This window comes from Neorhizobium petrolearium (assembly GCF_017873175.1).
In the GTDB taxonomy this organism is placed as follows: Bacteria; Pseudomonadota; Alphaproteobacteria; order Rhizobiales; family Rhizobiaceae; genus Neorhizobium; species Neorhizobium petrolearium.
The window spans coordinates 1-23,987 of record NZ_JAGGJW010000021.1 but is presented as its reverse complement, the minus strand read 5'-3'; the positions used below and the strand labels follow the sequence as shown (position 1 = coordinate 23,987).

The following is a 23,987-nucleotide window of genomic DNA, read 5'->3' as shown; positions in this document are numbered from 1 at the left end:
TGGTTACAAAAGTTCTCGTGCAGCAACCCGCAGCGCATCGGCGTGAAGATCCACCACTCGCTCGGGGCTGTATCGATCAATGAAGCCCTTGCGGAAATCGCTGTGGAGGCGTTCCGAAGCCAGGTTGTCGCAATAGTAGGCCATGGCGCTTACAAGCGGTTCTCCGCCGCTAACCGGTACAAGCCGGCCGAGACGCTCATCCACGAGTATGTCGCTTGGCCCGAACTCGCAATCTGTCGCAATGACCGGCAGCCCAAATCGCAATGCTTCGCATATGGCCAGCGACCAGCCTTCCCATCGCGACGTCGACACGTAGATATCGCTGTTGGCAAGTGCGGGCTGGGGGTTGACGGGATGATGCTCAATCGAGACCGCGTCGGAAAGACCCAGCCGATCGATCTCGGCGCGAAGAGCGGTTTCGCCGGCGCCATATCCGACGATCTTCAACTTCGCGTTCGGGCGGACTTTGACGAGTTCGGCAAAGGCACGAAGAAGGATATCCTGTCCCTTTTGGAAGGCGAACCGTCCGACATTCACGAACGTGACCGCCGCTTCGTCGCCGGCTTCTCCCTTGCTGAAAAAGTCGAACCTCCTGACGGGATTTGGAACCCAAACCTGTGGCACCTTGCTGTGGAACATCCCCTTAAAGGCGTCCAGCTGTTTCGGTGACGTCCCAAAGACATAGGATACTTTCCTCAGGAAATAGATGCGCATCAAGAAGAACAGTATCTTCGCCTTGACGTGGCTGCGCTCTCGGCCGGGATTACCATGCAAGTGGATCGCAAAACGACGATCAAGGCCGAGGCATGCGGCCATGCAGATCACCGTCGGTTCGATCTGCGGCACCACCACGAGCGCATAATCCTTCGCCTTGACGACGCTTCGGAAGGTCCGCATCAACTCGAACCGGGTCTTTACCGCCCGATCAATAACGCTGTATTTTCGCGGCTCCGCCGGGCGGTTTTTATGGACGGACGTGTACAGCACGTCGATGTCGAAATCCTCGGCATATTTGTCAGCCAGCATGGAGCAGACGGCATCCACCACACGTTCAATCCCCGCAAAAGACTTCGTGCCGGGCTGAATATAAAGGATCTTAAGGCGGCGGCTCGGATGAAGCCCATCGCCCTTGCGCGGCTTGCCGTCCGTCATTTTCATTCGTCCACGTCCTCCGGCCCTTAGGTGACAAATCTCTGTCGAGAGCGATCAGTTTCTGGTTGCTGTGCCTGCCTTTTGGCGAAGTGACAGCCACCTGTTCACGTGTTTAGGCACAGCTCTCGCCTGATGCGGTTGTCTGGTTAAAGATTTCCGCAATGTATTCAGGTCGAATCTCAGGATATTTCTTCAAGACATTGCTGTTTGATCGCCGAATATTTCTCACCGATTCGACGATGCTGGATCTTATCAAAATGAGTTACATGCGCTGGCGGTTACTAATCCATTCTTGTAGACGGACGAGAATTCACTTGCTATGCTGCTATGCAACATAAACTTTGTAGATAAGGTTTGCAAGGTGAAAATTAACCAACCAATTCTGAGCGTTATCATCACTTGTTATAATTATGAGCGTTATATAGGCGATTGCATCAAAAGCGTTATTTCGCAAGACTACGAAGGGCTTGAAATTGTAGTAGTGGATGACGGATCTACCGATCGATCCTGGGAAAAGATCCAGGAATTCAAAGATCGGATCGTCGCTTTGCGAACGGAAAATCGCGGTCAGCTCAAGACATCTTTGACCGGTCTGTCCTTGTCGAAAGGCGATTTTGTCTATTTTCTGGATGCCGACGACGTCATTGCCGACGGTGCCATTGCGCAAGTTGCCCAATATCTGCGCCCCGACGTGTCGAAGATCCAGTTCATGCTTCTTCCGATCGATCAGAACGGCGATCCGATCGGCAACGCCTTTCCCACGCTTCAGTCATCGGAGGACTCCGGCCCCCTTATCCAGTCGATCCGTAAGAGAGGGTATTATAATACCCCGCCAACCTCGGGAAATATCTATCGGCGTGACGTCTATGAAGGTCTTGGCGAAATGAACTACGAACGCGGCATAGACGGCGTCTCATACCTCTTGGCCCCGTTCGTCGGGCGTGTCGTGTCGATCGATAAGGTCCTTGGAAAGTACCGGATCCACAATTCCAACCAGTCCTCTTTTTCCGTCCTCACTTCAAGCCGCATGAAAGGCTATATAGACCGCTTCTTGGGACGCCTGCATCATCTGTCGCAGCTCGTCCAGGAGCGGTGCGCAGCAGCTGAAAAAATCGAAGTTCGCAACGATTATGCCTATGTGATGGAGCTCAAGGCGATGAGCGTGGTGGTTGACGGCAAGCGGCCTGCCTTAAGCCAGCTATCGGCCTATATCGGGGCTGTGATGCGCGAAAACACCGGCAAGAAGCGCCTTGCACTGTTGCTGTTTGCTATCGCGCTCTTCGTCTTGCCAAATAAGATGGCTAGGCATATGGCGGCGATCCGCATCGATCCTTCTCGATCACAGCACCTGCGATCGCAGCTGAAGCGCGTTCTTTACGTCTGACGGCATGTGCGCCCGGGATGAAGCTGACGCACGGCCATGCGTTCACACGCCCATTTTCCCGCTTGGGATTGCTGATCGATAGACGTCCATCGTTTCCCTGGCCACCCGATCAATCGTCAGGTACTCGATCCTCAACTGGCTCTTCTCCTTCCAGGCACTGATCTGCTTCGGCGACTTCAAAAGGTGGATCAACATCTTGGCCAGGGCCGATGGATCGTGCGGCGGCACGAGAATTCCCGCCTCGCCATGCTCGAGCAGTTGCGGAATACCATCCACCGCTGTTGCGACGATTGCGCATCCGGCCTCCCGCGCTTCCGACAATACCAAAGGTGCTGGATCGGCATGCGATGGCAGGACAAAAATGTCGGCCGCCAGCATGTAGGGGTAGGGGTCGCTGATCGAGCCGGCGAACGTGACGGCGGGGGCGCATTTCAAAGAGGCTACAAGCTCCGTATACTGGTCGCGATGGGGCCCGTTTCCGACGATGTAAAGGTGCGCGCCAGGGAGTTCCTCGTGCACGAGGTCAAATGCCTCAAACAGATCCGGCAGCCCCTTGCGCGGATGCAGCCCGCCGACGAACAGGACGGATGGCGATTTCAGCGCTTTGGGCTCGCCGCTGCGTCCTTCCATGCGGCTTGATCCAATCGTTCCATTGAGCACGACCTTCAGCTTTGACGCCGCCACGCCACGTCGCCTCATCGAGCGGCCGACGACATCGCTGACGGCGATAACGCGAGTGCCGAGGCCCATCAGCGTCGCACTCTTTTCGAACTCGTTGTGCACCGTGGTCACCAGAGGGATGCCCTTGAGCTTGCAGATCGGAAAGGCAAGAACGGCGCTGGTCATCATATGCGCGTGAACGATGTCGACCTCGAACTTCCGGATGTGGCCGTTCAGTCGGATCAGGGATCTGGCAAGCCTGGAGGGTTTTCTTTCATGGTCGACCAGGAGTGTCGTTATCCCGTGGGCCTGTAAAAGGTGATCGAAATCGCCACCTCCGCTTGCCATGTAGACCTGGTGGCCGAGCCTGACTTGGGCGCAGGCAAGATCCACCGCTGCATGGACATTGCCGTTGAGACGCCGCGTATGATTGAGGATATGCAATATGCGCATGTTCGACCTCTCGCCGCCTGATCCGTCAAGACACGGTGGTAAAATTGTGCTTCAGAGCGCGCCCTCTTGCAGGTGAAAAGCGCAGCGTTCCGGCTTAAGCAATCGCAATCAATGCTTCCCGATCGCCGTCTCGACGTCGATCGTGGAAACCCTGGCCGTTGGTTGATAGTTGAAGGCCCCCTGGCGACCCAATGATTCAATCCCAAAATCCCGCAGTCTCACGATGGCATCAGCGGCGTCATCGGCCGCGCCTTTGCTGTAGATTGGATAGGCATTTGTCAGCGTCTGGCTGCCTTCCAGTTTCAGATCTCCCCGGAACATGCGATTGGAAGCGACATGGCGACGGAAATCGGCTTCCGCTTGCTCGGTCGACGCGACGGTGCCGGCGATCACCTCTACGGCAAAATATTCCCGATCCATGACCCGCCCATAAAAGTCCGAATAAACGGTCAGTCGCTTCCACGAACCTTCATGCGAAAAGTTGTAGATGATGGGTCGCTCAAAGCCGCGATCGCCGGAAAAGCTGAAGTAAAGCGAGATGAGCGTGATGGTCGTGAGGCTGCAGCTGGGGGAGATGCCGCACAGTTTCTCGGCGACTTCGATCGGTACGGTCGAGATGATCCGGTTGGATGCGATGGTGCCATCTGCCAGGCAGAGCTCAAATCCGAAGGGGCTCTTGCGAATGCTCTTCATGGATGCCGACAGCTTAAAGGCGACCCCTGCGTTTTGAAGTGTCTCGACCGCGGGCTGATAGAGGGCGGCGTATCCCTCCTTGGGCCGGGCCATCTGTCGGTTTTTCCGCCCCTTGCTTTTCTTGCGTTTGAAGGCGAGCCTGATCAGGTTCGTCAACGAGGCATATTCTGCAATCCACAGCATGCGCTTGCGGGCGAGTTCAAGATCGACCTTGTCGGGAGAAATCCCGTAGAAACGTCGCATATAGGTTTCCAGCCCGGAACGATGAAGCAGATATCCGCCGACCCAAAAGCGCGCGAAATCCCTCGCACTGTCCAGTCGCCTGCAAAACAGGCGTGCATAAAGCACCGAGCCGAAGATGCGCAGCAAACCGATAGGGCCGGCCCCAACAATATCGTCCCGGATCGAGATCGGATAATCGGTAATTTTGCCCTGCGGGTTGAGCCTGCCCCAGCTGGGATTGATCGGGATGTAATGCGCCAGCAGCTCCGGGAAATGCCGCAGCAAAGGGGAATCGTCCTGGAAGATCAAACTGCCAATATCGAATGTATACCCCTCTGGAGATGACCAGTCTATGTGGTTTCCTCCCACATGGTCATAATCATCAACGACAGCAACTCGGTCACCTTTTCTTGATAATATTGACGCACTAACAAGTCCTGAAATTCCTGATCCAATGACGACGACGTCAAAATACTGTATCGAAGAAACGGGCATGATATGCGGTTTTGCGTCATTCATCCAAACGCTCCATTTATCCGATACAGTAACTGGTTTAGATAGTATTATCGGTATGGAAAGGAGTCGATCCCGCAAAAACAATACCTTATAAATATCTGTGTATGAGTATTTTTTGCAACGGCAACCGGAATAAAGCCGAAAGATTTCAGTTTTAACTTGCCTCTTGTGATTTGACGCTGCTACCGTTTCGCCAAATGTGAATTCACTGATCCTGCTTTTGCTGCCTCTCGACGATGCGCGTCGTTGGTCGAGATTGGGGCGAAATTAATCGACGGCGAAGGGGTTATTCAGTGCTGAGGCAAAGGTTCGACCACATTGATCAGCCCTTGGAGGGTATTGGTCTTATTTCCACGGACGTGTTCGACACCCTGCTGCTGCGTCAGCCGCTGTCCCAGCGGTCGCGGATCATGGAGGGAGAGCGAAGATTTGCGCAGTTCTTGTGCCAGCAAGGCTATCGCATTGGCGCCGAGCATCTGTTCCGAGCCAGGCAGCTCGCCGAAAAGCTTGCCTATCGCGCACTGAATGTCGGCGGCGGCGTTGGGGAAGTGAAGCTCTTCGACATTGTCACCCGCCAATTGATCATGCTCGGCCTTCCCGAATCCATGGTCGAGAAGCGCCTGGCCCTCGAAATCATGATCGAGAAGGCGTCTTTGTCTGCCAATGGGGAATTGGCGAAGATGCTGCGACAGCAGCGCAAAGCGGGAATTCGTGTCGTGGCGGTTTCCGACACCGGATTGCCGACCGCTTTGTTGAAAGAACTGATCGATTATTTTCACGGGCCTGGTCTGATCGACAAAATCTACTCAAGCGCGGAAGTCGGGGCCAGCAAGCGACACGGCAGCCTGTTCTCGGTCGTCCTTTCGCAGGAGAAGACTGCGCCAGACAAGATGCTGCACATCGGCGACGACTACATTGCCGATTATGAGGTTCCCAAAAGGATGGGGATCAGTGCGATGCATCTGCCCAAAGGGCGCTTCAAGCGATGGGCCGCCCGTGCCGACGGAGCGCGAATGGAAACCATGAGAAGCGTGCGCCGTCACCTGGCAAGGTCGGACGGCCGTGTGCCCGATCTTGACGACCGAACGGCGTTTGGTCGCGAAGTGTTCGGGCCGATCGTCGCGCAGTTCTGTTTGAACATCTGGCTTTATGCATCTCAGGCAGAGGCGCCGGGCGACGCCACGTTGCTGTTTTGCGCGCGGGGAGGGCTTGGCATCCGGGAGGCGTTTGAGCGCCTGCTCGTCAGGCTTGACCTGCCACTTGGGATCCGGCGCGAGAACATCATGGTTTCCCGCCTGGTTGCTGCGCGTGTGGCGTTGATAAGGCGCAGCCCCGCTGTGCTTGACGAACTTGGTCGGGAATTTGAAACGAGAAGCTTTGCAGACGTGGCCAACGCTCTCGGCAACAGGCGTTACGAGCTTCCGGCAGTCTGGCAGGGGAGGTTTAAGGCGCATCGCTTCTTTTCCATGCTGGAGACGCCTGAAGGTCGCGTGATCCTTAATGACGTCGCCGGACAAAGCGAGCTCTTCGAGCGCCATCTGAAGACCATTGCCGGCGACGCCTCGCGCATCGTCCTTTGCGATACCGGACTTTATGGCAGCACCCAGCGGCTCCTGGCCGCGGGCCTGCCTGAACGAACGTTCGAGACGATCCAGTTTGCCCGGTCTAACTACAAGGGTCTCAGCGAAGAGCATTTCCACCAGGTCTCAGGTTTGGTGGTCGAGAACAATCTTTACAATCCCCTGAAGGTGGAGACGGTCGTCCTGCGTTACTGGCAGATCATCGAAAGCCTGTTCGAACCGGCGATCCCTTCCGTTCGTCAGTTTAGCGAAGCGGACGACGGCAGCGTTCGCAGCAATGCTGGCGAGACGGCTTATGGCACACTCGATGCAGCCGCCGGAAACCTGCTGCTAACAGGGGTTTTGCAGTATATCGATCGACTGCGGACAGGATCGCAGGTCATGCGCGATGTTGACATCGCCTGGCCCCATCTGAAACGGGCGATAACCTATCCCGGCGCTTTCGATATGCAGGCACTGGCCGTCGGCGCACGGTCAGTCGACTTTGGCCGACCTGAAAGCGTCCACGTCCTTCATCGCTCCGATGCTCCTGATTTCGCCCGAAGGGTGACATCGCTCAAGTCCCAGCTGTGGCGGGAAGGGGCGATCGCTCGCGATTTTCCCCGCCTGAAATCAGCGCTCTTGCCCGCGCTAGAGCTTGTCCACATCGTGCGGGGGGTGTCGGAACGGCTCAATAGATGAAGGCGTCGAGGAGCGTCTTTTGAAAGCCGGCAACGGATACACGCGGGGGCAGGATTCATTCAAGGGAGGATTTTGGAGCGATCGGCGCAACGTGGTGATGCCCACGCTGCGACCGGCAAGCAGCCGTCGCCCCGGTCTGAAGGCCGCAATGTTATCTCGGAGTGATAGATGCTGACGGTAAAGGCAATCAAAGGAGCAGGTTGGCTCGTTTCCTCGCGTTTTGCGGGACGCGTCATCGATTTCTTCACCCTTCTGGTCCTTGCCCGCATGCTTACTCCGGCAGATTTCGGGCTCGCCGCTTTGGCAATATCGCTCGTTGCCGTTGTCGACACCGTGCTGGAGGTTCCGGTGACGCAGGCATTGGTGCGCCTGCCAACCGTCGAAAAGAGCCATCTGGACACCGGATTCACGATCGGTCTGCTTAGAGGCATCCTCATCGGTGTCATGGTTCTCATAGCCGCCTGGCCCTTTTCGCTGATCAACCATGAGCCCTTGCTCGCTGACCTCGTTGCTGTGCTTGCGCTCGGCCCTATTGGCCGGGGGCTGGTGAGCCCCGCCATGGTAAAGTTTAACCGAGAGCTCGGGTTCCGGCAGACTTTCATACTGGAACTGTCAGGCAAGCTCTGCGCCAGCGCCGTCGTTGTTGTCGTGGTACTGGCAGGAGGGGCCTATTGGGCGATCGTTGCAAATCTCGTCACCACGTCAGTGGTCTCGACGGTCGTCTCCTATATTCTGGCGCCCTACAGGCCGGCTCTTTCTTTTGCCAAACTGCCTGATTTTGCCGGCTTTATCGGCTGGTTCAGCTCGGCCCAACTCATCTCGGCGCTCAACTGGCAGTTCGACCGGTTCCTTGTCGGTGGCTTTGCCGATCGCACGACTTTTGGTCGATATGCCATTGCAAGCGACGTCGCGGTCATGCCCACGCAAAGCCTCATCGGCCCTGCGATGCAATCGGTATTGGCGGCGTTCTCCCAGATCAACGAAGACCAGGCGCGCGTGCGACAGGCCTTCCTCAAAGCGGTCCGGTTCGTCATGCTCGTCTCGGCGCCGGCCGCTGTGGGGATCTCGCTGACAGCCGACCTGGCCACCGATCTCCTGCTAGGCCCAAAATGGCAGGAAGCCGCGCCCATCCTCAGTCTGCTCGCGCTCGCCGTCCTCCCGATTCCCTATTTCCAGACACTTTATTCAGTCAGTCTGGCGCTGGACCGGCCGCATCTCATTTTCCGCCTCAATGCCATCGATCTCGGTTTCCGGATCATTCTCATTCCCCTTGGTCTTTATCTGGGGTCAGTGATGGGAGTAAGTCTCGCCAGGATCGTCCTGTCCTGCCTCATGTTTGTCTTTTACCTGAACGAGGTCCGCCTCCTGCTTGGTCTCGGTTTCCTCGCTCAATTGAAAAACCTATGGAAAATCGCAGCCGCGGTGGTCACGATGGCGATAGTGGTCTTGCTGTTGCGTGATGCGATTGCCGCGTATGACTATCCCGACGTGGTAGAACTTGCCTTTGTCGTGGCGGCAGGTGGTGCGAGCTACGGCGCGGTCCTGCTTGTGCTCGGCTTGCGCCTGATGGTCGGCCGTGGCCGCCTCGAACTGATCGACCGTTGAATGGTCAGGTGAAGACTGCCGAGGTCGGTTAAGATCGGAAAGTCCGGCTGATGCCTTGTGTCGCAACGATCCGGCGGCCGCGCGTTTCGTCGGCGCTTCAATCCGAAAGCCACGTCGTTTCGCAGATCGATGCCGAACGAAGCGGAATAGGACAGGGTAGGGGGCGGTGGGCGATTATCGCGCGCGGTTGATCACAGTCCCGACGACATTTGCGCCCGCACGGCGAAGCATCTGCACTGATTCTGAGACTTCCTCGATCGTGGTCTGGCCCGCACGTGCCACGACCAGGACGGCATCCGCATAAGCTGCCAAGGCTAACGCATCCGTAGAATGGCAAAGTGCCGGCAAGTCAAGAAGGACGTCTCCCTTGGAACGGGCGGCGTCGATAATCTGGCGCACACGCGGATTTCTGAAATCGGCAAACAGGTTGGCGTTCACATCCGCGGAATGGATCGGCAGGACCGCCACACCGCCGACTTCGTCGAAGGCAAGCTGGTCTGGCATGAGCTTGGCAAAGGTCGCGCCAGCCAGGGATCCGGTCGGCGACATGCGATTGTCTGCCGGACCGCTACCGTCATCATCAGCTTTGAACAATGTCACGTGCCGGTCACTTCGGCTGATGAGTTCGGCAAGACCTCTACAGATCGTGGATACACCGGCGTCGGCGGTCCAGGCTACGATCGCGACGACGATGCTGTTTTCATTGCGCAGGCTCGTACAGGCGATTTCGAGGGATGTGCGAAGATCGTGAATAGCGGCTACAAACCGTTCCTGTTGCAAATTGGTGATGCGCCATGGCACGCCGTCGGCGCCGGCGACGTAAGGGATTGATCCAAGGCACAGAAGGTCCAGCTCACGCGATAGTTCTTTGCCATCTCGAACCCTTCTATCGAGTGCGAGCTTGATGGCCACAAACCCGAAGCCACCCAAGAGGCCGAGAACACCCCCGAGCGCAATGATCAGCGACTTGCGCGGCGCCGACGGTCCGAGCGGGGGGAGCGCGGCGCCGATGACACGCGCGTCGGCATCTGGAGTTGGAATAGATGGTAGCGTTCCAGACTGCATTGCCTCGCGAGCAGCGTCTACCTGACGCGCGAGGCTATCAAGGCGGCCCTGCAGCGCGTCGGTGCCGGCCCGGGCGATCTGTTCCTTGAATGCAATGACCTGGAACATGTAGCCGGACACGGTTGCGTTGGCGACGCGTGCGGGAAGCGTGGGATCGGACGAGGCATATTCGATCTCGATCACAAAAGATTGGCCGACCCGCCGAGCGCTGATCCGCTTTGTGAAGTTCAAGAATGCCGCGATGTCTGCATTGGTGACAAGCGTGCTGTCGACGCTGGACGAACCGGTCGGCGGGGGGGCGGTCCTTCCGCCTTCGGCCGTCTCCAACCAGGAGCGGACATATCCCAGGATCTTGTCAGGCAAACCAGGTTGTTGAGGCCCGAGCTCCGGGCTGCGTTGAAGTTTGAGGCTGTCAAAGACTCCCGACAGCAAACGCTCCGACTTGATCGTTTGGAGTTCGCTGTCTGCACGATTGAGATCAAGGCTCTGCTCGGTACCGGAGGCCCCTGCAGAGGCTGCAGATCGGCGCGGTTCAAGCAACAGTATTGCCGTTGCCTTGTAGGTCGGCGGAAGCGAATAGGCATAAAGGCCAGCCAGCGTCAATCCGGCGAAAAGGCAGGTAAGCAGACTGATTTTGTAACGAGCCGCCAGAGCGATCAGGGCACGCAGCAAGGCGATCGGACCGTCGCCGCTATCGTCTGACCGCATCTCATTCATCCGCCAGACCCGCGACGTCATGTCAAGCGGGCGGGGTCTATTGAACATCATGCTGGCTCCCTCGCATTGGTGGTCTTGTCGGCAATTCGCTGCGGGGCAATTGCAGCGGCACGCTCCGGTTCCAGCCGGCCCTTCAGGGCGTCGGCGATTGCAAGCAGGTTGCCCTTGGCCCTTCCCATCCGATCGATGAACGGTTCGGGCCAGGCGGCACGTCCGAAATTGCTGGCGGTGTTGCGGAAAATGTGGTCCACGACCTTGGGAAGGGACATCGTACCTTTGCCCATCATGTAAAGCGGATTGATGACCTGCGAATACCCGAGCCGGCGACCGCTTACCCTGCCGGCTTTGACGCCCATATGCACACCGTAGGCCATGGCGGATTTCACCAATCGCCCACCACGCTTGGCAAGTGCCGCGGCGAAATCGCGATCTTCCAGCCAACCATAAAGAACAAGGCGCTCATCGAACTTCGTGTCGCCGATAGCCGCAAATCGAAAGGCCATGTTACAACCATAGGGGCTGAAAGGCTCAGCCCAGACCTGTTGAGGCCGGCCGCTCTCGACCAGCCGCACGGCGTCCGCAAAGGCGATGCCAGGCCCCTTGATGCCATCGGCAAGGACCCGGCCCGTGAAGCCGACGACCTGGCTTTCGTCGCGAAAGATCTGTAGTGCCGATGCAAGCCATTGACGGCCTGCGACAAAATCATCGTCGAAAAACGCAACGATCTCCGTGCCGGCAGCAACATGGCCAAGAGCGGTATTGCGTTGCGCAGCCAGCCCGGCAGGTCCGGTGATGACCGTGACGTCGGGATGGTCGACAAGATCGCCGGCATCGGCCATGTCAACGCAAGAAACGATGAGGCTGTCGGGCCTCAGTGTCTGGGTCGCCAGAAAGTAACGAACGGTGGCGGCAACGATCTGCGGGCGTCCACGCGTTGCGAAGACGACGGCGATGCGGGGCCGGCCGACACCAGCCGCACGATGGCTTGGGACGTCCGCCTTTGGGTCGACCAGCAGTTCAAGATATCGGGCCGCGGTCTGCTCCCAGGAAAATTGCTGGACCTGTTCAAGCCCTTGCCCGATGAGATCTTGCCGAAGCTGTTGCGACCCTTTTAAACCGCAAATCAGATCCACCCATTCCTTTGGCTCGAAAGGCGATGCGAGGAGAGCTGCCTTGCCGCAGACTTCCGGCATGCTGGCGCAGTTGGACGCCACCACAGGACATTTCCTGGCCATTGCCTCGACGATCGGAAGTCCAAATCCTTCCGTCAGGGACGGGAAGGCGAGACATAGCGCGTGGTCGAGAAGATAGGCGAGGTCGTCATCCGAAATCCGGCCGGCCATTCGGACATTTGGCCGGTCCAGCAGACTGTGTGATGTGAAGATGCTGTCGCCCCCGCCGGCAATCACGAGGTCGAGGCCGGCCTCATCCAGATGAGGGGCGATGTCGATCAACAATGACAGGTTCTTGTGGATCGCGCGAGACCCGAGCGCGAGGACATAGGGACGTTGTCTACCGCCGGGCGCAGACAGGATCGGGGCTATGGTTGCTTGGGAAGGGTCCCAGTGCAAAGCATGCTCGTGGCCATTGGGCAGTACGGCTATGTCGTGCAAAGCAACGGGCAAATGCCTGGCCAGTTGACGCGCGGCCGCGTGTGAAACGGTCGTGATGCGGGTCGAGCGGCGAACGAGGGCAGGTTGCAGGTGCTGATAAAGAAGCCGAAAACTCCGGTTGTAGCTTTGCGGCGCTGCAAAGACGTTTGCGTCGTGGATGCATACGATCTGGTCTGATTTGGCCGCAGGCGCGGTGTTGCACAGGTTGAGAAGCCGGTGATCGCGGCTGAGATAGGGCAACTCGATCTGCTCCCAGAGATGGCTGGTCAGACGCCCGCTTTTTTCAACTCGCAGCTGGCTCAACCGCGCATCCGCGGCGCGAGCCGGTGCGAACAGCACGGAGGACTTTGCGATCAAAAGCCGATCAATGGCCGCGACGACATTGGTGGCATAGCGCTGGACCCCGGTCATATCCTGCGTCAGATATCGGCCATTGATTGCAAAGGCCGGGACATTCATGAAACACCTCCGGGCCGGCAGATGTCGGGCGTTGCGTATCGCTGAATTGAGGAATGAAGCCCGAACGTCTTTTGCACTGTCTATTTCCGCTGAAGTTTTGCCATGAAGCGCCGACAGCGCTTTGAGGGAGACTTGTGTGACTCAAGCATCTCGTGTCGCCACGCGCCGTCTGAGGCCATTGCACGAAGGACGACGCGCCAATGCGCGGGGAACGGTCAATAGCTGCCGCGCGAAGACAGGACGGCCGGGATCGTCTTCAACATGATCGCAATGTCGCCGACAAGACTCTGCTCAGCCACGTAACGGGCATCGAGCTGCACGCGTTCGCTGTAACTCATGTCGCTGCGTCCGCTGACCTGCCACAGACCGGTCAGCCCCGGGCGAACCCGGATATAGTCCGAATAGTGGATCCCATAGAGTTCGGCTTCACCAGCCACGATCGGGCGTGGGCCGACAAGGCTCATCTCCCCGCGGATGATGTTGATCAGCTGCGGCAGCTCGTCGATGCTGCTCTTGCGGAGCAGCGCGCCAAATGGAGTGATACGCGGATCATCGCGCAGCTTACGCGTCGCGTTCCATTCCTCCCGAAACGACGGATTGGCGTTTAGGTGACGTGAAAGAACCTCGTCGGCATTTCTCACCATCGTGCGAAACTTCAGACACGGAAACATCACACCGTTCTTGCCGATACGACGATGGGCGATGAAGATCGGGCGTCCTTGCAGGATCAAGAGGCTCCCCATCAGCATGATGATCATCGGCGAAAGTACAAGCAGGCCGATGAGCGCAATTGTTACATCCATCAAGTATTTCATGCAGGTTGAAGCGACGATGGAGGCGCTTATTTGGCGTATTTCGGAAGCATGAGAAGAGGCGTCCCGAGAAAACCGGCGGTCCTTATGATATCTTCCGAGATTACGTCCGAGATCAAGTCCCACCATCTGCGTACTCCCCTGTATAAGCGAGATCATAGGTATGTGAAGAGCGCCATATTCCTTCGGCTCATAATTACGTTAACAAGTGTTTAATGGTTTGACAATGAAATTATTGCGCTGCACTATGCATGAGTGCAGCGCGGGAAATCAAACTGAGTTCTGGATTCTTGACCTAACTGAGTTGGCAATAGAATCCGCGTCAATTCTTTCGGTTTTTCAATAAGAAAGGCTGAAAAGACATGAACCCGCATTGTACGCCAAAGTAACAAGACCAGTGTTTTTCGTGGAGTTTGGCGTGCGGGTAGCGATCATACATTATTGGCTTGTGGGGATGCGCGGCGGCGAAAAAGTCCTTGAGGCTCTGTGCGATATCTTCCCGACCGCCGATATCTACACGCACGTTTATGACCCGGGGGCGATATCCGACAAGATCAAGAAGCATCGCATTGAGACAACCTTCATCGGAAGGCTGCCTTATGCCAGGAAAATGTATAAGCGCTACCTGCCGCTCATGCCGATGGCGCTGGAACAGATCGATCTGGGAGCCTATGACCTCGTCATAAGCAGCGAATCCGGGCCCGCCAAAGGCATCATTCCTGCGTCTCCAGCATTGCATCTTTGCTACTGTCACTCTCCGATGCGTTATGTCTGGAACATGTACAATAGGTATTACGACAGCTCCGGACCGATGACGCGTTTGATGATGCCGCCGATGGCCCACTATTTGCGGACGTGGGATGTTGCGACGGCAAACCGCGTTGATGACTTCGTTGCCAACTCCGCCACCGTGGCACAACGGATCAGAAGTTATTACCGTCGCGACGCTTCGATCATCTATCCCCCTGTCGACACGACCGCCTTCCGGCCCGTCCCGATGTCGGAGGTCGAAGACTATTATCTCATGGTCGGCGAACTGGTCAGCTACAAGCGGCCGGAACTCGCCGTCGAAGCCTTCAACCGCATGAAGGCGAAACTCGTGGTCATCGGGGGCGGCGAGATGCTGGATCGATTGAAGCGGATTGCAGGGCCAACCGTCTCTATCCAGGGCGCACAACCATTCCATGTCCTGAAGCATTGTTATGCGCGCTGCAAAGGGCTGATCTTTCCCGGCGAGGAGGATTTCGGGATCGTTCCGGTGGAAGCCATGGCAAGTGGCCGCCCGGTCATCGCCTTCGGTCGCGGCGGTGCAACCGAAACCGTGGTGAACAACAAGACGGGCGTCTTCTTCCACGTGCAGACGACGGAAGCGCTCATCGATGCCGTGGAGCGGCTGGAGCGCCAGGATTTCAATCCGGCCGATGCCGTTTCACGCGCGGCCGAGTTTCGCCGTGACGTTTTCGTCGATCGCTTCCGCACATTCGTTGCGCGGGCGACCGGCGTGACAATCGCTGCCTCAGCGTGACGGGGTGTTTGACTGTAACGTCTATCAGTGGATGCCAAACGCGATGCAAAATTCCATCCTGTCTTCTTTGAGCGGTCAACGATCATCCACGTTGCGTGAAGTTCGAGCATCGATGATCGTGTTTTTCGCGCTTGTCGCCGCGCTTGGGGCAATGGCGCCGACCAGCATTGCCCATGCGTTCGAAAACTATCGCATTGGCCCGCAAGATACGTTGAAGATTCGTGTCTTCGAGTGGCGGCCGAGCACCGCCACGACTTACGAATGGGTGCCACTGACGGGCGAGTTCGTCATCTCTTCTGCGGGCAATCTGTCCCTGCCGATCATCGGAACGGTCGCAGCTGCAGGAAAGACGCTCGAGGAACTGTCGGATGCGATCAGCGAGAGGCTACAAAGCCAAGTAGGTCTGCAGAAGCGCCCAAACGCCTCCGTCGAAATCTCCTCCTATCGCCCGTTCTTCGTGGCAGGTCTCGTGACCACTCCGGGAAAGTACACGTTCAGTCCGGGACTGACAGTCATCCAGGCGTTGAGCATGGCTGGCGGTATCGGTCCGGTGGACCCGAATTTCATCGGCTTGCAGCGCGATGCGCTGTCCAGCCGCGGCGATCTTCGGGCGCTCGAAGCAGAGCGGGCGGGCTTGGTGGCGCGTCGGGCACGAATTGACGCCATTTTGAGTGGCGCCTCGGCGGTCACCTTCCCTGAAGAACTTACCGAGCGGGCTAACGAACCGCAAATTGCACGAATGATCCAGGAGGAGCAGTCCTTATTCGAAGCGAGCGAACGCTCACTCAATGCCGAAATCGAAGCTCTCAATCGGGCGAGGATGCTTGCCATGAACCAGATCGAGGCACTGAAGGCCAAGGCAAATTCCCTTTCTCAGCAGATCGAACTTGCCGCCAACGATTTAAATTCGGTCAACAAGCTGGTCGCCCAGGGGCTGACCGTGTCGGCCCGGCAGCTTGGCGCAAGCCAGAATGTCGCCGAACTTGAAAGCCGCAATCTGGACGTATCGCTGGCGATATTCAGGACGCAGCAAGATCTGGCAAAGGTCGACCAGGACATTGCAGCTGCCCGCAACCGCTACCGCGTGAATGCATTGACGGAATCGGCCGAGTTGCGGGAACGCTTCGCATCCAACGGCGAAAAGATGCAAACGGTTCGCGATCTTCTCAAAAATCTCGACATTCGAGCGCCATCCGCGATGGCGGCATTGGCGGAGGAGGGGGAAACCTATACGTTCGAGATGACCGTCAATCGGGTTGTCGACGGCAGTATGCACAACCTGATCGTCGGCGAAAACGACCCCCTGCTGCCGGGCGACGTCCTTCGCGTCGAGCGCGGACGAGAAACGAAGATCCAACTGCCGCGCGTTGAGCGGAAACTGACCGCGACCGATTGACTTGCCTCTGCGTCAGCCAAATCCAGCCTCGGGCCTGGATCGGGCCCGGTCGAATTTTGACTTGCCAGGTGAAAAATGATATCCGCTACATAGGAGTTTCTACCCAAGCCGGAGCAACCTAAATGGGGTGGGCGTTCGCCGTCTGTGTGCTGATCGGCGCAATTTGCGCCTTGCGCATGCCCATCCTAGTGTTTGCAATTGTCGCCTTTATTGTGATGGCCGTTTATGCCGCGATGAGTTACTCGGCAGGAAGTAGCGCGTGGCAGGCAATCGGCTGGGGCTTCCTGTTTGCGGCGCTGCTCGAGGCCGGATACGTTGTTTCTTACTGGCTTCTTTACTTTTTCTATTCGAGGCGGCCTGCTGGGAAGCGCGAAACCGCGTCGCGGAAGGTCCAGTCACGATATTCTGCAGACTAGGCGAGAGTTTCGCCGACCACCGGCGTGCGCCTTTGTGCCTGCACTTCTTCTTTCAATTTGGCGAGGGCAAGCTCTTCTGCCTTGGCCATGCCAAACCGGAAACGATAGCCCGTCGCCTTAAGACGCTCGTTTGAGAAGCGCATTCGCCATAGGGGGTTTCTCAAAGGGAGCGAACGGAACCGCAGGAAGTCGTGCAACCAGTCGGCGATCCATGGAACCGCAAGCGTGCGATAGCGACGATCACCGCTCACGGCGAAGGCCCTTTTCATGAAATCAATGTGCCGAGGGCAGGGATGATCGTCCTGTGCCAGGTTGTAGAGTTCGACGCTGCCGGCCTGGCCTGCACCTGCCAGGCCACGTTGCATGAACCAAATCAGCGCGTCCGACACATCACCAACATAGATGTGATGGGCATGGCGATGCGACGCAAGGATGCGCTTGCTCATGTTCCAGTCCCGAACCCCGATGATCTGGGCAAGGTCAACCACAACGGCAGGGCGAAAAATGACGTAGCGGGTTTTGGCGGCAAAGCGCCTCAGCGCCAGTTCGCCAGCCAGCTTGGTACGGCCGTATTCGCGCACATAGTCGACAGCCCAATACTCGGAGGCAACGTCGCGATCGAAGGTCAGGACGGGCGAATCTTCGTCAATGAGGGTGGAAAGACCACTCCCATACACCGCAACCGAACTCGTGTAACAGAAAACAGCGACACCGGCCTGTTCGGCAGCTTGCGCAAGCCGCCCGGTCGCCTCGATGTTGACGCGTGCCATACGATCTTTCTTGCCAAGTTCCGCCGCCAGGTGAAGGACTGCACTGCAGCCCTTAACCAGCGCGCTGAGGTCGGTGTCGGCAGCAAAGTCGACCCTGTGCCAGTCGACAGACGGTGTGTTTGCCTCGGAAGGGATCCTTGGTCTCGACGTGGTTGCCCGAACCCGGTAACCGCGCTCCAGGAGGTCGGCGATGACCACGCGACCGATCCGGCCGGTGGCACCAGTTACAAGGACGGTCTCACCCGGCATTGGCGATGATCTCCACTGGGGCAGATTTATAGGGTCGCGATCGCAAGTGGTCCGCTAACCGGATGGCCATAGCGACAATCATCTGGGTAGGATTGCAGTGTCCTGCCGTCGGGAAAACGGAACTGCCGGAAACAAACAGGCCGTCGACCCCGTGAACCTCGCAGTTGGAATCCACGACGCCCTTGGAAGGGTCGGTCGACATGCGCGTGGTTCCGGTCGGGTGGGCGACATCAACGAAAGTTGCCGGTATGGGCGCCTTGTCCCTTACCCATTCAGCCAGGATAGGCTTTGGAAGTCCGATCCTATCGAACTCAGCCGTGATCAGTTCCGCCATGCGATGCATGGTGCGGGCTTCATCAGGATGGCTGCGCCAGTCAACTTTCGGCAATCTCATGCCGAGTCGATCGCGATGCTCGGATAAGGTAATGCGGCTGTCCGGGTCTGGAACCTGTTCGCACATGCAATCCAGGGTCAGTTCCAGCAGCTTCCGCGGAAGACCGTTGCGGGCACCGAAATAGTCTTTGGCGCCGCGCAACAGCAACGCGCTGTTGCGAACAAGGCTTACCGCGTCCTGGGGCAAGCGGGGCTTCTTCGCGTAAAATCTCCGCAGCGCGTCCCAGGGGTCGTCAAGTGCCACCGCTTCGCCCAGCCATCCTGCACAGTTCAGGAGCTTCTCGCGCTGTTGGATGGCCGGGCTGAGCCTCAGGCCGGCTCGGAAGAAGTGGTTTTGAACATTGTAACGTCCAAAACGCCGTTGCACGGGACCCGATCCGGCCAATTGGAAGAATGCGGTCGGGCCGCGAAGGTGGTCCATCAGGTAGCGTCCGATCTGATCGCGACCATTTCCGAGACCGTTGCGACCACCGGTTCCAGAATTCAGGAGGATACGGGCATTCTCGATCCCGCCCGCACAAAGGACAACCGCCGAGGCGGTCAACGTGTGTTTCCGGCCATCAAGCGTTGCGAACTCCACCCCTTGAACCGACGTGTCTGACTCCACGCTGAGAACCCGCAGAGCCGTCGCGCCAGTGACCAGCGTGGTATTTTCTCCCAAGTGCTGCCGCAGATGCCTTCCAAACCGCATATATTCAAAGGGATAGGATTCTGCTTCATCCCTGCTGAACTGCCAGAAGAAGGGAAGTAAAAGTGACGGATCAACTTCCTTTTGTGGAGGAATGCGCCCTGCAATGTCCCAAAATCGCTCGTCGGAGAAGCCGCGTCCCATGGCCAATCCCAGGTGTGACGCACTCCGATCCAGGAACGGATCTATTTCCTCCACCTTGAGCGGCCAGCCGGAACCGGCAACCCATGGCCGTTCTTGGAAATCGATCGCATCGAAACCAGCACATCGTCCTCCCCAGGTGTGCGAGCTTCCGCCAAGGATCCGGTTGCGAACGGACCACTGATCCCTGGCTCGAGGGCGCCCGATGTTTTCGATTGCGTCAAGTTCATCGATTTGTGCATTGCGTTCCGTCCTGCCGCTTTCCAGAAGAACGATATTCAAGCGCGCACTGGACAGTTCTCGGGCGATCGTGGCCCCAGCTGGCCCAGAGCCGACGATGCAAAGGTCGCAGCGCAGGAGGGGAAAGATAGACGTGCCGGGTTCAGAGTGAAGATCTATGACTGCCATGGTAATTCTCGCCTTCGTCGTGGTATTCAGCCAAATAAAGCCTGTATCCTTCGGCCTTCATCGACATTTCCGCCGCTTGCCTTGCAATTTGCCACGCGCGCGGTGCGCTAAGCCGGCTTTCCCGTCATTTGGTCGCCGCCGCCCCGCAGAGTAAGGAAGGGAGCCGAGACGCCGTCACTTGCAGGGCGGCTTGCAGCAAGGCCCGCGAGGATGAAAAATAGCAGTCCGAGATCAACAGTGGGGCCGGCCACCAGGGATCCCACCAACAGGCATAGGCAGCCGTTGCGAGCAGACAGCCGTATGTCCGAAGCCAATGTGCGTGATGGCTGATTGGGAGGCGCGAAGGCCGTCATTGCAAATAGAAGGAAAAACAGGGTACCGGGAATGCCGACATTCGACAGCAAAGCGACCGGGAAGCTCGAGGTGCGCGCCGTTCCAAGGCCAACGCCAAGACCGAACGTATCTACAAAATTCTGTAGACCGTAGATATTCCATGAACCGCGCGTAACGGCCGAACTCGACGTCTGCTTGCTCAGCAGGAGAAGATCCACATAGTTGTAGACCGTCGCATAGATGTCCTGCTGAAGCAGGACGACGAGTGCAGCGAGGGCCGCCAGCGGCGGAGTGAGGATTACCACGGCCGTGCTGTGGCTGCTGTCTTTACGTGAGCCACAACGCAGCAGCGCTGTGAAGTACAAGATCATCAGGCATATCGGTGCGGCGAACAGGCCCGTCGAAGATGTCGAAAGAACGATCAAAACGAATGAGATCAGCGCGAAGGGACCGGTCCACTCCGATTTGCGCCGGCACAGCCACATTGTGCCCGTAAAACCGAAAATGCCAAGCGTGGTCCCCGCGAAAGCCGATGACTCCGGCCAGGAACCGACGATGCGTTTCATGCCGTTGACCTTGTCGTTTTCGTGGAAAGTATATTGGGCGTTGCGGATAAACTGCAGCATATCCTGAGCGCCGATGGCGCTCGTGGTCAGGTCCAGGATCGCAAAAATGACGTTGAAGAATGCATAGGCGATCAGGCCAACCACTAGGGCTTGGAACCCTTTCAAGGTGGAGCCGACCGCCACGATCATTGCAAAACAGGCAAGATCGGCTGCCAGATAGACAGTCTGCGTCAGATTGCTTGAGACAGGTCCAAGCCGAACGACGCCGCCGCTCAAGGGATGTTCCGACACCCCCAAGGGGACGATGATGCTCGCGTCTTCGAAGATCCGGGGAGAAAAATACGCGCTCAATGCGCCGTAGACGACAAGACAGGCGAGCCAGAACCCCGGCTGTCCGAAACCGAGCGTTTTGACGGCCAGTCTGGCGTTCTCCCGATCGCGAAATGCGGCAATGGCCACGAACAGCAAGAACAGATGCGCAGGCTGGACGCTCGCCGAGCCCAGCAGAAAGGCCGCAGCAGCACCGAAAATGGTCATGACGACAAAGGCCTTGATTGTTGCATCCAGGCCAAGCGCCAGACAGTAAAGCCCGAGAAGGACGGCAAAGATACCGATGGGTTCAACCGCCATCATCCGCCACCCTGATCGGGACCGGTGCTGCGGCAGAAATGGGTCCTCGCATACGCGTCCTGCCGAGGATCACACCCTTCAGTTTCAAGGCATGCTTCTCAATAGCATGCCAGGAGAAGACTGCCAGAAGCAACGTGAGGGGAAGTGAGAGCGCAATGTTGAAGTACCATTCCCGATGGGATGGAAAAAGGTGCGCGACGGTCTGCTGGACGGGGAACGAGTAAAGGTAGATGCCGTAGGAATAGTCGCCGCTTGCCAAGAAACGGTGTTTCGGAAGCCCCGTCAGCCCGATCGCCACCGTTGCGTAGGCGATGGGAAATGCCGCGAAAAAAGGCGCATAGGGCAAGTTGAGCATGACGAAAGACAAGGCTATCGCCGCGACAGCTCGACCAGGGGTGAGCAGAACACGATCGCGGTATATGAACAGCACTACGCCGGCGAGGAAACACAAAAGCAGCACCCGCCCCGGTAAGGCCCCGTCCAGGGGCAGGTCCGCAGCCCCACGGAGAAGGTCACGTCCAAACACCGCAAGATGGGCCAGTCCGACGGCCACCAGCAGGAATAGCCGCCGATGGGCAATGCCCGTCGCGGCCAATATGGTTAAGGCGATATAGCATTCCAGTTCATACGGAATCGTCCACAGCGATACGTTGACGGCCTGAAAAAAGGGGTTGTCACGAAAGACGCCCGGGAGAAGATAGTGGATGTGTCCGAGGATGTTCCAGAAGTAAGACCAGAACTGCGGGTCGGAAAAGTATATGCCAAGCGGAAATGTCGTAAATATCGGTCCCAGCAGCAATGCACATAGCGTGACTTCAACGGCCAGGGCGGGAACGAGACGTAGCGCGCGCAACCCGAGAAATCGAGCAAGATTGCGCGTCCGCAAGAGGCTTGCACTGACAAGAAAACCACTCAACGCAAAAAACGCAGGCAGAACAAACGTGACAATCCCCCGCAATGGGGGCTCAAACAGGAATATCTCGCCGCTCTTTCCATAGGAAACCGCGAAGCTGTGGATGCACAATACAGATATCGCGAGTGCTATCCTAAGATAGTCGAATCCGCTCGTGTATCCACCGTCAAATCGATCGCCAATCGACATAATATTCCCCATCAGGTGGATTTACAAACTGTCGATGTAATACTGCGCTGCATCGCACAATAGGCAAAGGCGAGAAATTTTGGAAGTTAAATCTTTATTCATTTCCTTGATTTTTTTTGAACGCTGCTCAGTCGCTATGCTCTCGCCTGATTGGCATCCAATTAAGTGCCGGTATTTTCTGAAGATTCGCCGCAGAAGACCCCGCATATTCATTGCTAGTTTCGAATTGTTGCTTGAATAGATCGCCCGGCACGAATTTTTTTTTGATCTATACCGGGACAGAGAGCCTTTTCGCATTGCAAAATCTCACCTGCCGTGAGAAGCTTGAGAGGAAGACGGGGAAATAACCATGAAGCGTTTTCTCAAGCTGATGTATGTCCCTTGCGTGTATTTGCGGATGCTTGCCGCAACATTGTTATTTTCTCTCATATCTTATGCGCAGTCCGGATCGGTCGGGGAGTCTCTATACTATGGAGTTATTTCCCTGCTTTTGATGCAGGCGGGATATCTTGCGGGCGTTTTAGTTCTGATCTGGCGTGAGGCTGCTCGTCGTTGACCCAAGCAGGGACACTTGGAGGCATCGCGTGATCACGCTTGGCAAGGACGAGGTGAGTGCGTCCTTAAGGGAACTGCGCTGAGAGGCGCAATATCATGAAATTTGAAACGAGCGGTCTTGGAGAGCTTGTCACCGAAATGCGCTGCTATGCCGAGGCGCGGTCGGCAAGAGATATTGAAACCCTGCTGGATGGAGGGCTTGGACTGATCCGCGCATGGGCCGCGCAAACTCGAGCGGTCATGCCAGACGAAAATACCGGAGATCATTTGCATGACAGCCAAGATCATTCCCATCATCATGGCGGGCGGCAAGGGTACCCGGCTTTGGCCGCTCTCACGCGCCAGCGCTCCCAAGCAGTTCATACAGTTCGTTGGCGAGCAGACACTGTTTCAATCGACGCTGTCGCGCGTATCCGACAGGGCGCTCTACGCGGCGCCGATCGTCATCACCAATGAGGATTTCCGGTTCCTCGTAGCGGAACAGGCGCGCGAACTCGGCGTCGAGCTTTCCGGCATTCTGCTTGAACCGGCGGGGCGCAATACCGCCCCGGCAGTTGCGGCCGCGGCAGCGTTCGCCGCCGGCAAATTCGGCGAGGACGCCGTATTGCAGGTCCTCGCCTCCGACCACGAAATCACGGCCGGTGAGGTCTATTTCGAGGCGATCCGTATTGCCCAGGAAACGGCCCTTTCCGGAAAACTGGTAACGTTTGGAATAAAACCGACGGAGCCCGCGACCGGCTATGGCTATATCGAGATCGGCGAAAGGCTTGCGACCGGCGCATGCGACGTGAAACGGTTCATCGAGAAACCGGCCTTGCCGGACGCGCAGAAGATGGTGGCCGCCGGTGGCTTTGCGTGGAACTCCGGTATCTTCATGTTCAAGGTCGCGCAGGTGCTCCGTGAAATGAACCGCTTTGCGCCGGAGGTCGAGAAGGCCGCAAGGGCGGCCGTCGCCAAGGCCGCCAGCGATCTTGACTTCATCCGCCTCGACGCGGAGGCGTTTTCGGCCAGCCCGGACATCTCGGTCGACTACGCGATCATGGAAAAGACGGCCAATGCCGCAGTCGTGCCATCCTCTTTCACCTGGTCGGACCTTGGAAGCTGGGACGCGGTCTGGAAGCTCGGCACCCGCGACGCGGCCGGCAATGTCGCCACCGGCAAGGCGACACTGGTCAATACGAAGAATTCGCTCGTCATGTCGCG

18 protein-coding genes are annotated in these 23,987 nt (G+C 57.4%); 8 read left to right on the top strand and 10 right to left on the bottom strand.

Features of this window, described 5'->3' with window-relative positions; all coding sequences use genetic code 11:
- Positions 1–3 precede the first annotated feature (3 nt).
- Positions 4–1,158 carry a glycosyltransferase gene (locus J2046_RS29710; protein WP_233470381.1) on the bottom strand — a complete coding sequence of 385 codons (1,155 nt, stop codon included), beginning with the start codon at positions 1,156–1,158 and terminating at the stop codon, positions 4–6.
- A gap of 355 nt (positions 1,159–1,513) precedes the next feature.
- Here J2046_RS29710 and J2046_RS29705 point away from each other — a divergent pair, with 355 nt between their 5' ends.
- Entirely contained in the window at positions 1,514–2,536 is a 1,023-nt protein-coding gene (locus tag J2046_RS29705; RefSeq protein ID WP_325169803.1) for a glycosyltransferase family 2 protein, read from the top strand.
- 42 nt (positions 2,537–2,578) lie between these two features.
- Here the strand turns inward: J2046_RS29705 and J2046_RS29700 are convergent, their stop codons facing one another.
- Together J2046_RS29700 and J2046_RS29695 are read right to left on the bottom strand one after the other, a co-directional pair.
- Entirely contained in the window at positions 2,579–3,649 is a 1,071-nt protein-coding gene (locus J2046_RS29700) for a glycosyltransferase family 4 protein (RefSeq protein ID WP_210057986.1), read from the bottom strand.
- A 108-nt stretch (positions 3,650–3,757) separates the two neighbouring features.
- The gene (locus J2046_RS29695; RefSeq protein ID WP_210057983.1) at positions 3,758–5,083 is read right to left on the bottom strand and encodes an FAD-dependent oxidoreductase; all 1,326 of its coding nucleotides are present in this window, start codon (positions 5,081–5,083) and stop codon (positions 3,758–3,760) included.
- Positions 5,084–5,373: 290 nt separating this feature from the next.
- On the opposite strand from J2046_RS29695, the gene J2046_RS29690 reads away from it, so the two are divergent.
- Both J2046_RS29690 and J2046_RS29685 read left to right on the top strand, forming a co-directional pair.
- Complete coding sequence (locus J2046_RS29690; protein ID WP_210057982.1) at positions 5,374–7,341, top strand: hydrolase; 1,968 nt, start codon at positions 5,374–5,376, stop codon at positions 7,339–7,341.
- A 168-nt stretch (positions 7,342–7,509) separates the two neighbouring features.
- Complete coding sequence (locus J2046_RS29685; protein ID WP_210057980.1) at positions 7,510–8,946, top strand: lipopolysaccharide biosynthesis protein; 1,437 nt, start codon at positions 7,510–7,512, stop codon at positions 8,944–8,946.
- 174 nt (positions 8,947–9,120) lie between these two features.
- Here J2046_RS29685 and J2046_RS29680 read toward each other — a convergent pair whose 3' ends face one another.
- From J2046_RS29680 to J2046_RS29670, 3 genes are all read right to left on the bottom strand, one after another.
- Complete coding sequence (locus tag J2046_RS29680) at positions 9,121–10,779, bottom strand: Wzz/FepE/Etk N-terminal domain-containing protein (RefSeq protein ID WP_210057978.1); 1,659 nt, start codon at positions 10,777–10,779, stop codon at positions 9,121–9,123.
- Complete coding sequence (locus J2046_RS29675; protein WP_210057976.1) at positions 10,776–12,800, bottom strand: glycosyltransferase; 2,025 nt, start codon at positions 12,798–12,800, stop codon at positions 10,776–10,778. The genes J2046_RS29680 and J2046_RS29675 overlap by 4 nt, the downstream gene beginning before the upstream one ends.
- A 215-nt stretch (positions 12,801–13,015) precedes the next feature.
- Complete coding sequence (locus J2046_RS29670; protein WP_210057973.1) at positions 13,016–13,741, bottom strand: sugar transferase; 726 nt, start codon at positions 13,739–13,741, stop codon at positions 13,016–13,018.
- Positions 13,742–14,066: 325 nt separating this feature from the next.
- On the opposite strand from J2046_RS29670, the gene J2046_RS29665 reads away from it, so the two are divergent.
- The 3 genes from J2046_RS29665 to J2046_RS29655 all read left to right on the top strand — a co-directional run bounded on the left by J2046_RS29665 (position 14,067) and on the right by J2046_RS29655 (position 16,949).
- A complete protein-coding gene (locus J2046_RS29665; protein ID WP_210058103.1) occupies positions 14,067–15,137 on the top strand; it encodes a glycosyltransferase in 1,071 nt (356 codons plus the stop codon).
- Between the two features lie 112 nt (positions 15,138–15,249).
- Entirely contained in the window at positions 15,250–16,533 is a 1,284-nt protein-coding gene (locus J2046_RS29660; protein ID WP_325169802.1) for a polysaccharide biosynthesis/export family protein, read from the top strand.
- Positions 16,534–16,655: 122 nt separating this feature from the next.
- Entirely contained in the window at positions 16,656–16,949 is a 294-nt protein-coding gene (locus J2046_RS29655; protein WP_210057969.1) for a hypothetical protein, read from the top strand.
- Here J2046_RS29655 and J2046_RS29650 read toward each other — a convergent pair.
- The 4 genes from J2046_RS29650 to J2046_RS29635 form a co-directional block, all read right to left on the bottom strand.
- The gene (locus tag J2046_RS29650) at positions 16,946–17,917 is read right to left on the bottom strand and encodes an NAD-dependent epimerase/dehydratase family protein (protein WP_325169801.1); all 972 of its coding nucleotides are present in this window, start codon (positions 17,915–17,917) and stop codon (positions 16,946–16,948) included. The two genes, J2046_RS29655 and J2046_RS29650, sit on opposite strands and share 4 nt — an antisense overlap.
- A 40-nt stretch (positions 17,918–17,957) precedes the next feature.
- Positions 17,958–19,598 carry a GMC oxidoreductase gene (locus J2046_RS29645; protein WP_210057965.1) on the bottom strand — a complete coding sequence of 547 codons (1,641 nt, stop codon included), beginning with the start codon at positions 19,596–19,598 and terminating at the stop codon, positions 17,958–17,960.
- Positions 19,599–19,705: 107 nt separating this feature from the next.
- A complete protein-coding gene (locus J2046_RS29640; RefSeq protein WP_210057963.1) occupies positions 19,706–21,127 on the bottom strand; it encodes a hypothetical protein in 1,422 nt (473 codons plus the stop codon).
- Positions 21,117–22,229, bottom strand: coding sequence for an acyltransferase family protein (locus J2046_RS29635; protein WP_210057961.1), 1,113 nt, complete (start codon positions 22,227–22,229; stop codon positions 21,117–21,119). Before J2046_RS29635 ends, J2046_RS29640 begins: the two co-directional genes overlap by 11 nt.
- A 349-nt stretch (positions 22,230–22,578) precedes the next feature.
- Between J2046_RS29635 and J2046_RS29630 the strand changes: the two genes are divergently transcribed.
- Both J2046_RS29630 and J2046_RS29625 read left to right on the top strand, forming a co-directional pair.
- Complete coding sequence (locus J2046_RS29630; RefSeq protein ID WP_210057959.1) at positions 22,579–22,785, top strand: hypothetical protein; 207 nt, start codon at positions 22,579–22,581, stop codon at positions 22,783–22,785.
- Positions 22,786–23,055: 270 nt separating this feature from the next.
- On the top strand, positions 23,056–23,987 hold a 932-nt coding region (locus J2046_RS29625; protein WP_210057957.1), incomplete at its 3' end, for a mannose-1-phosphate guanylyltransferase/mannose-6-phosphate isomerase.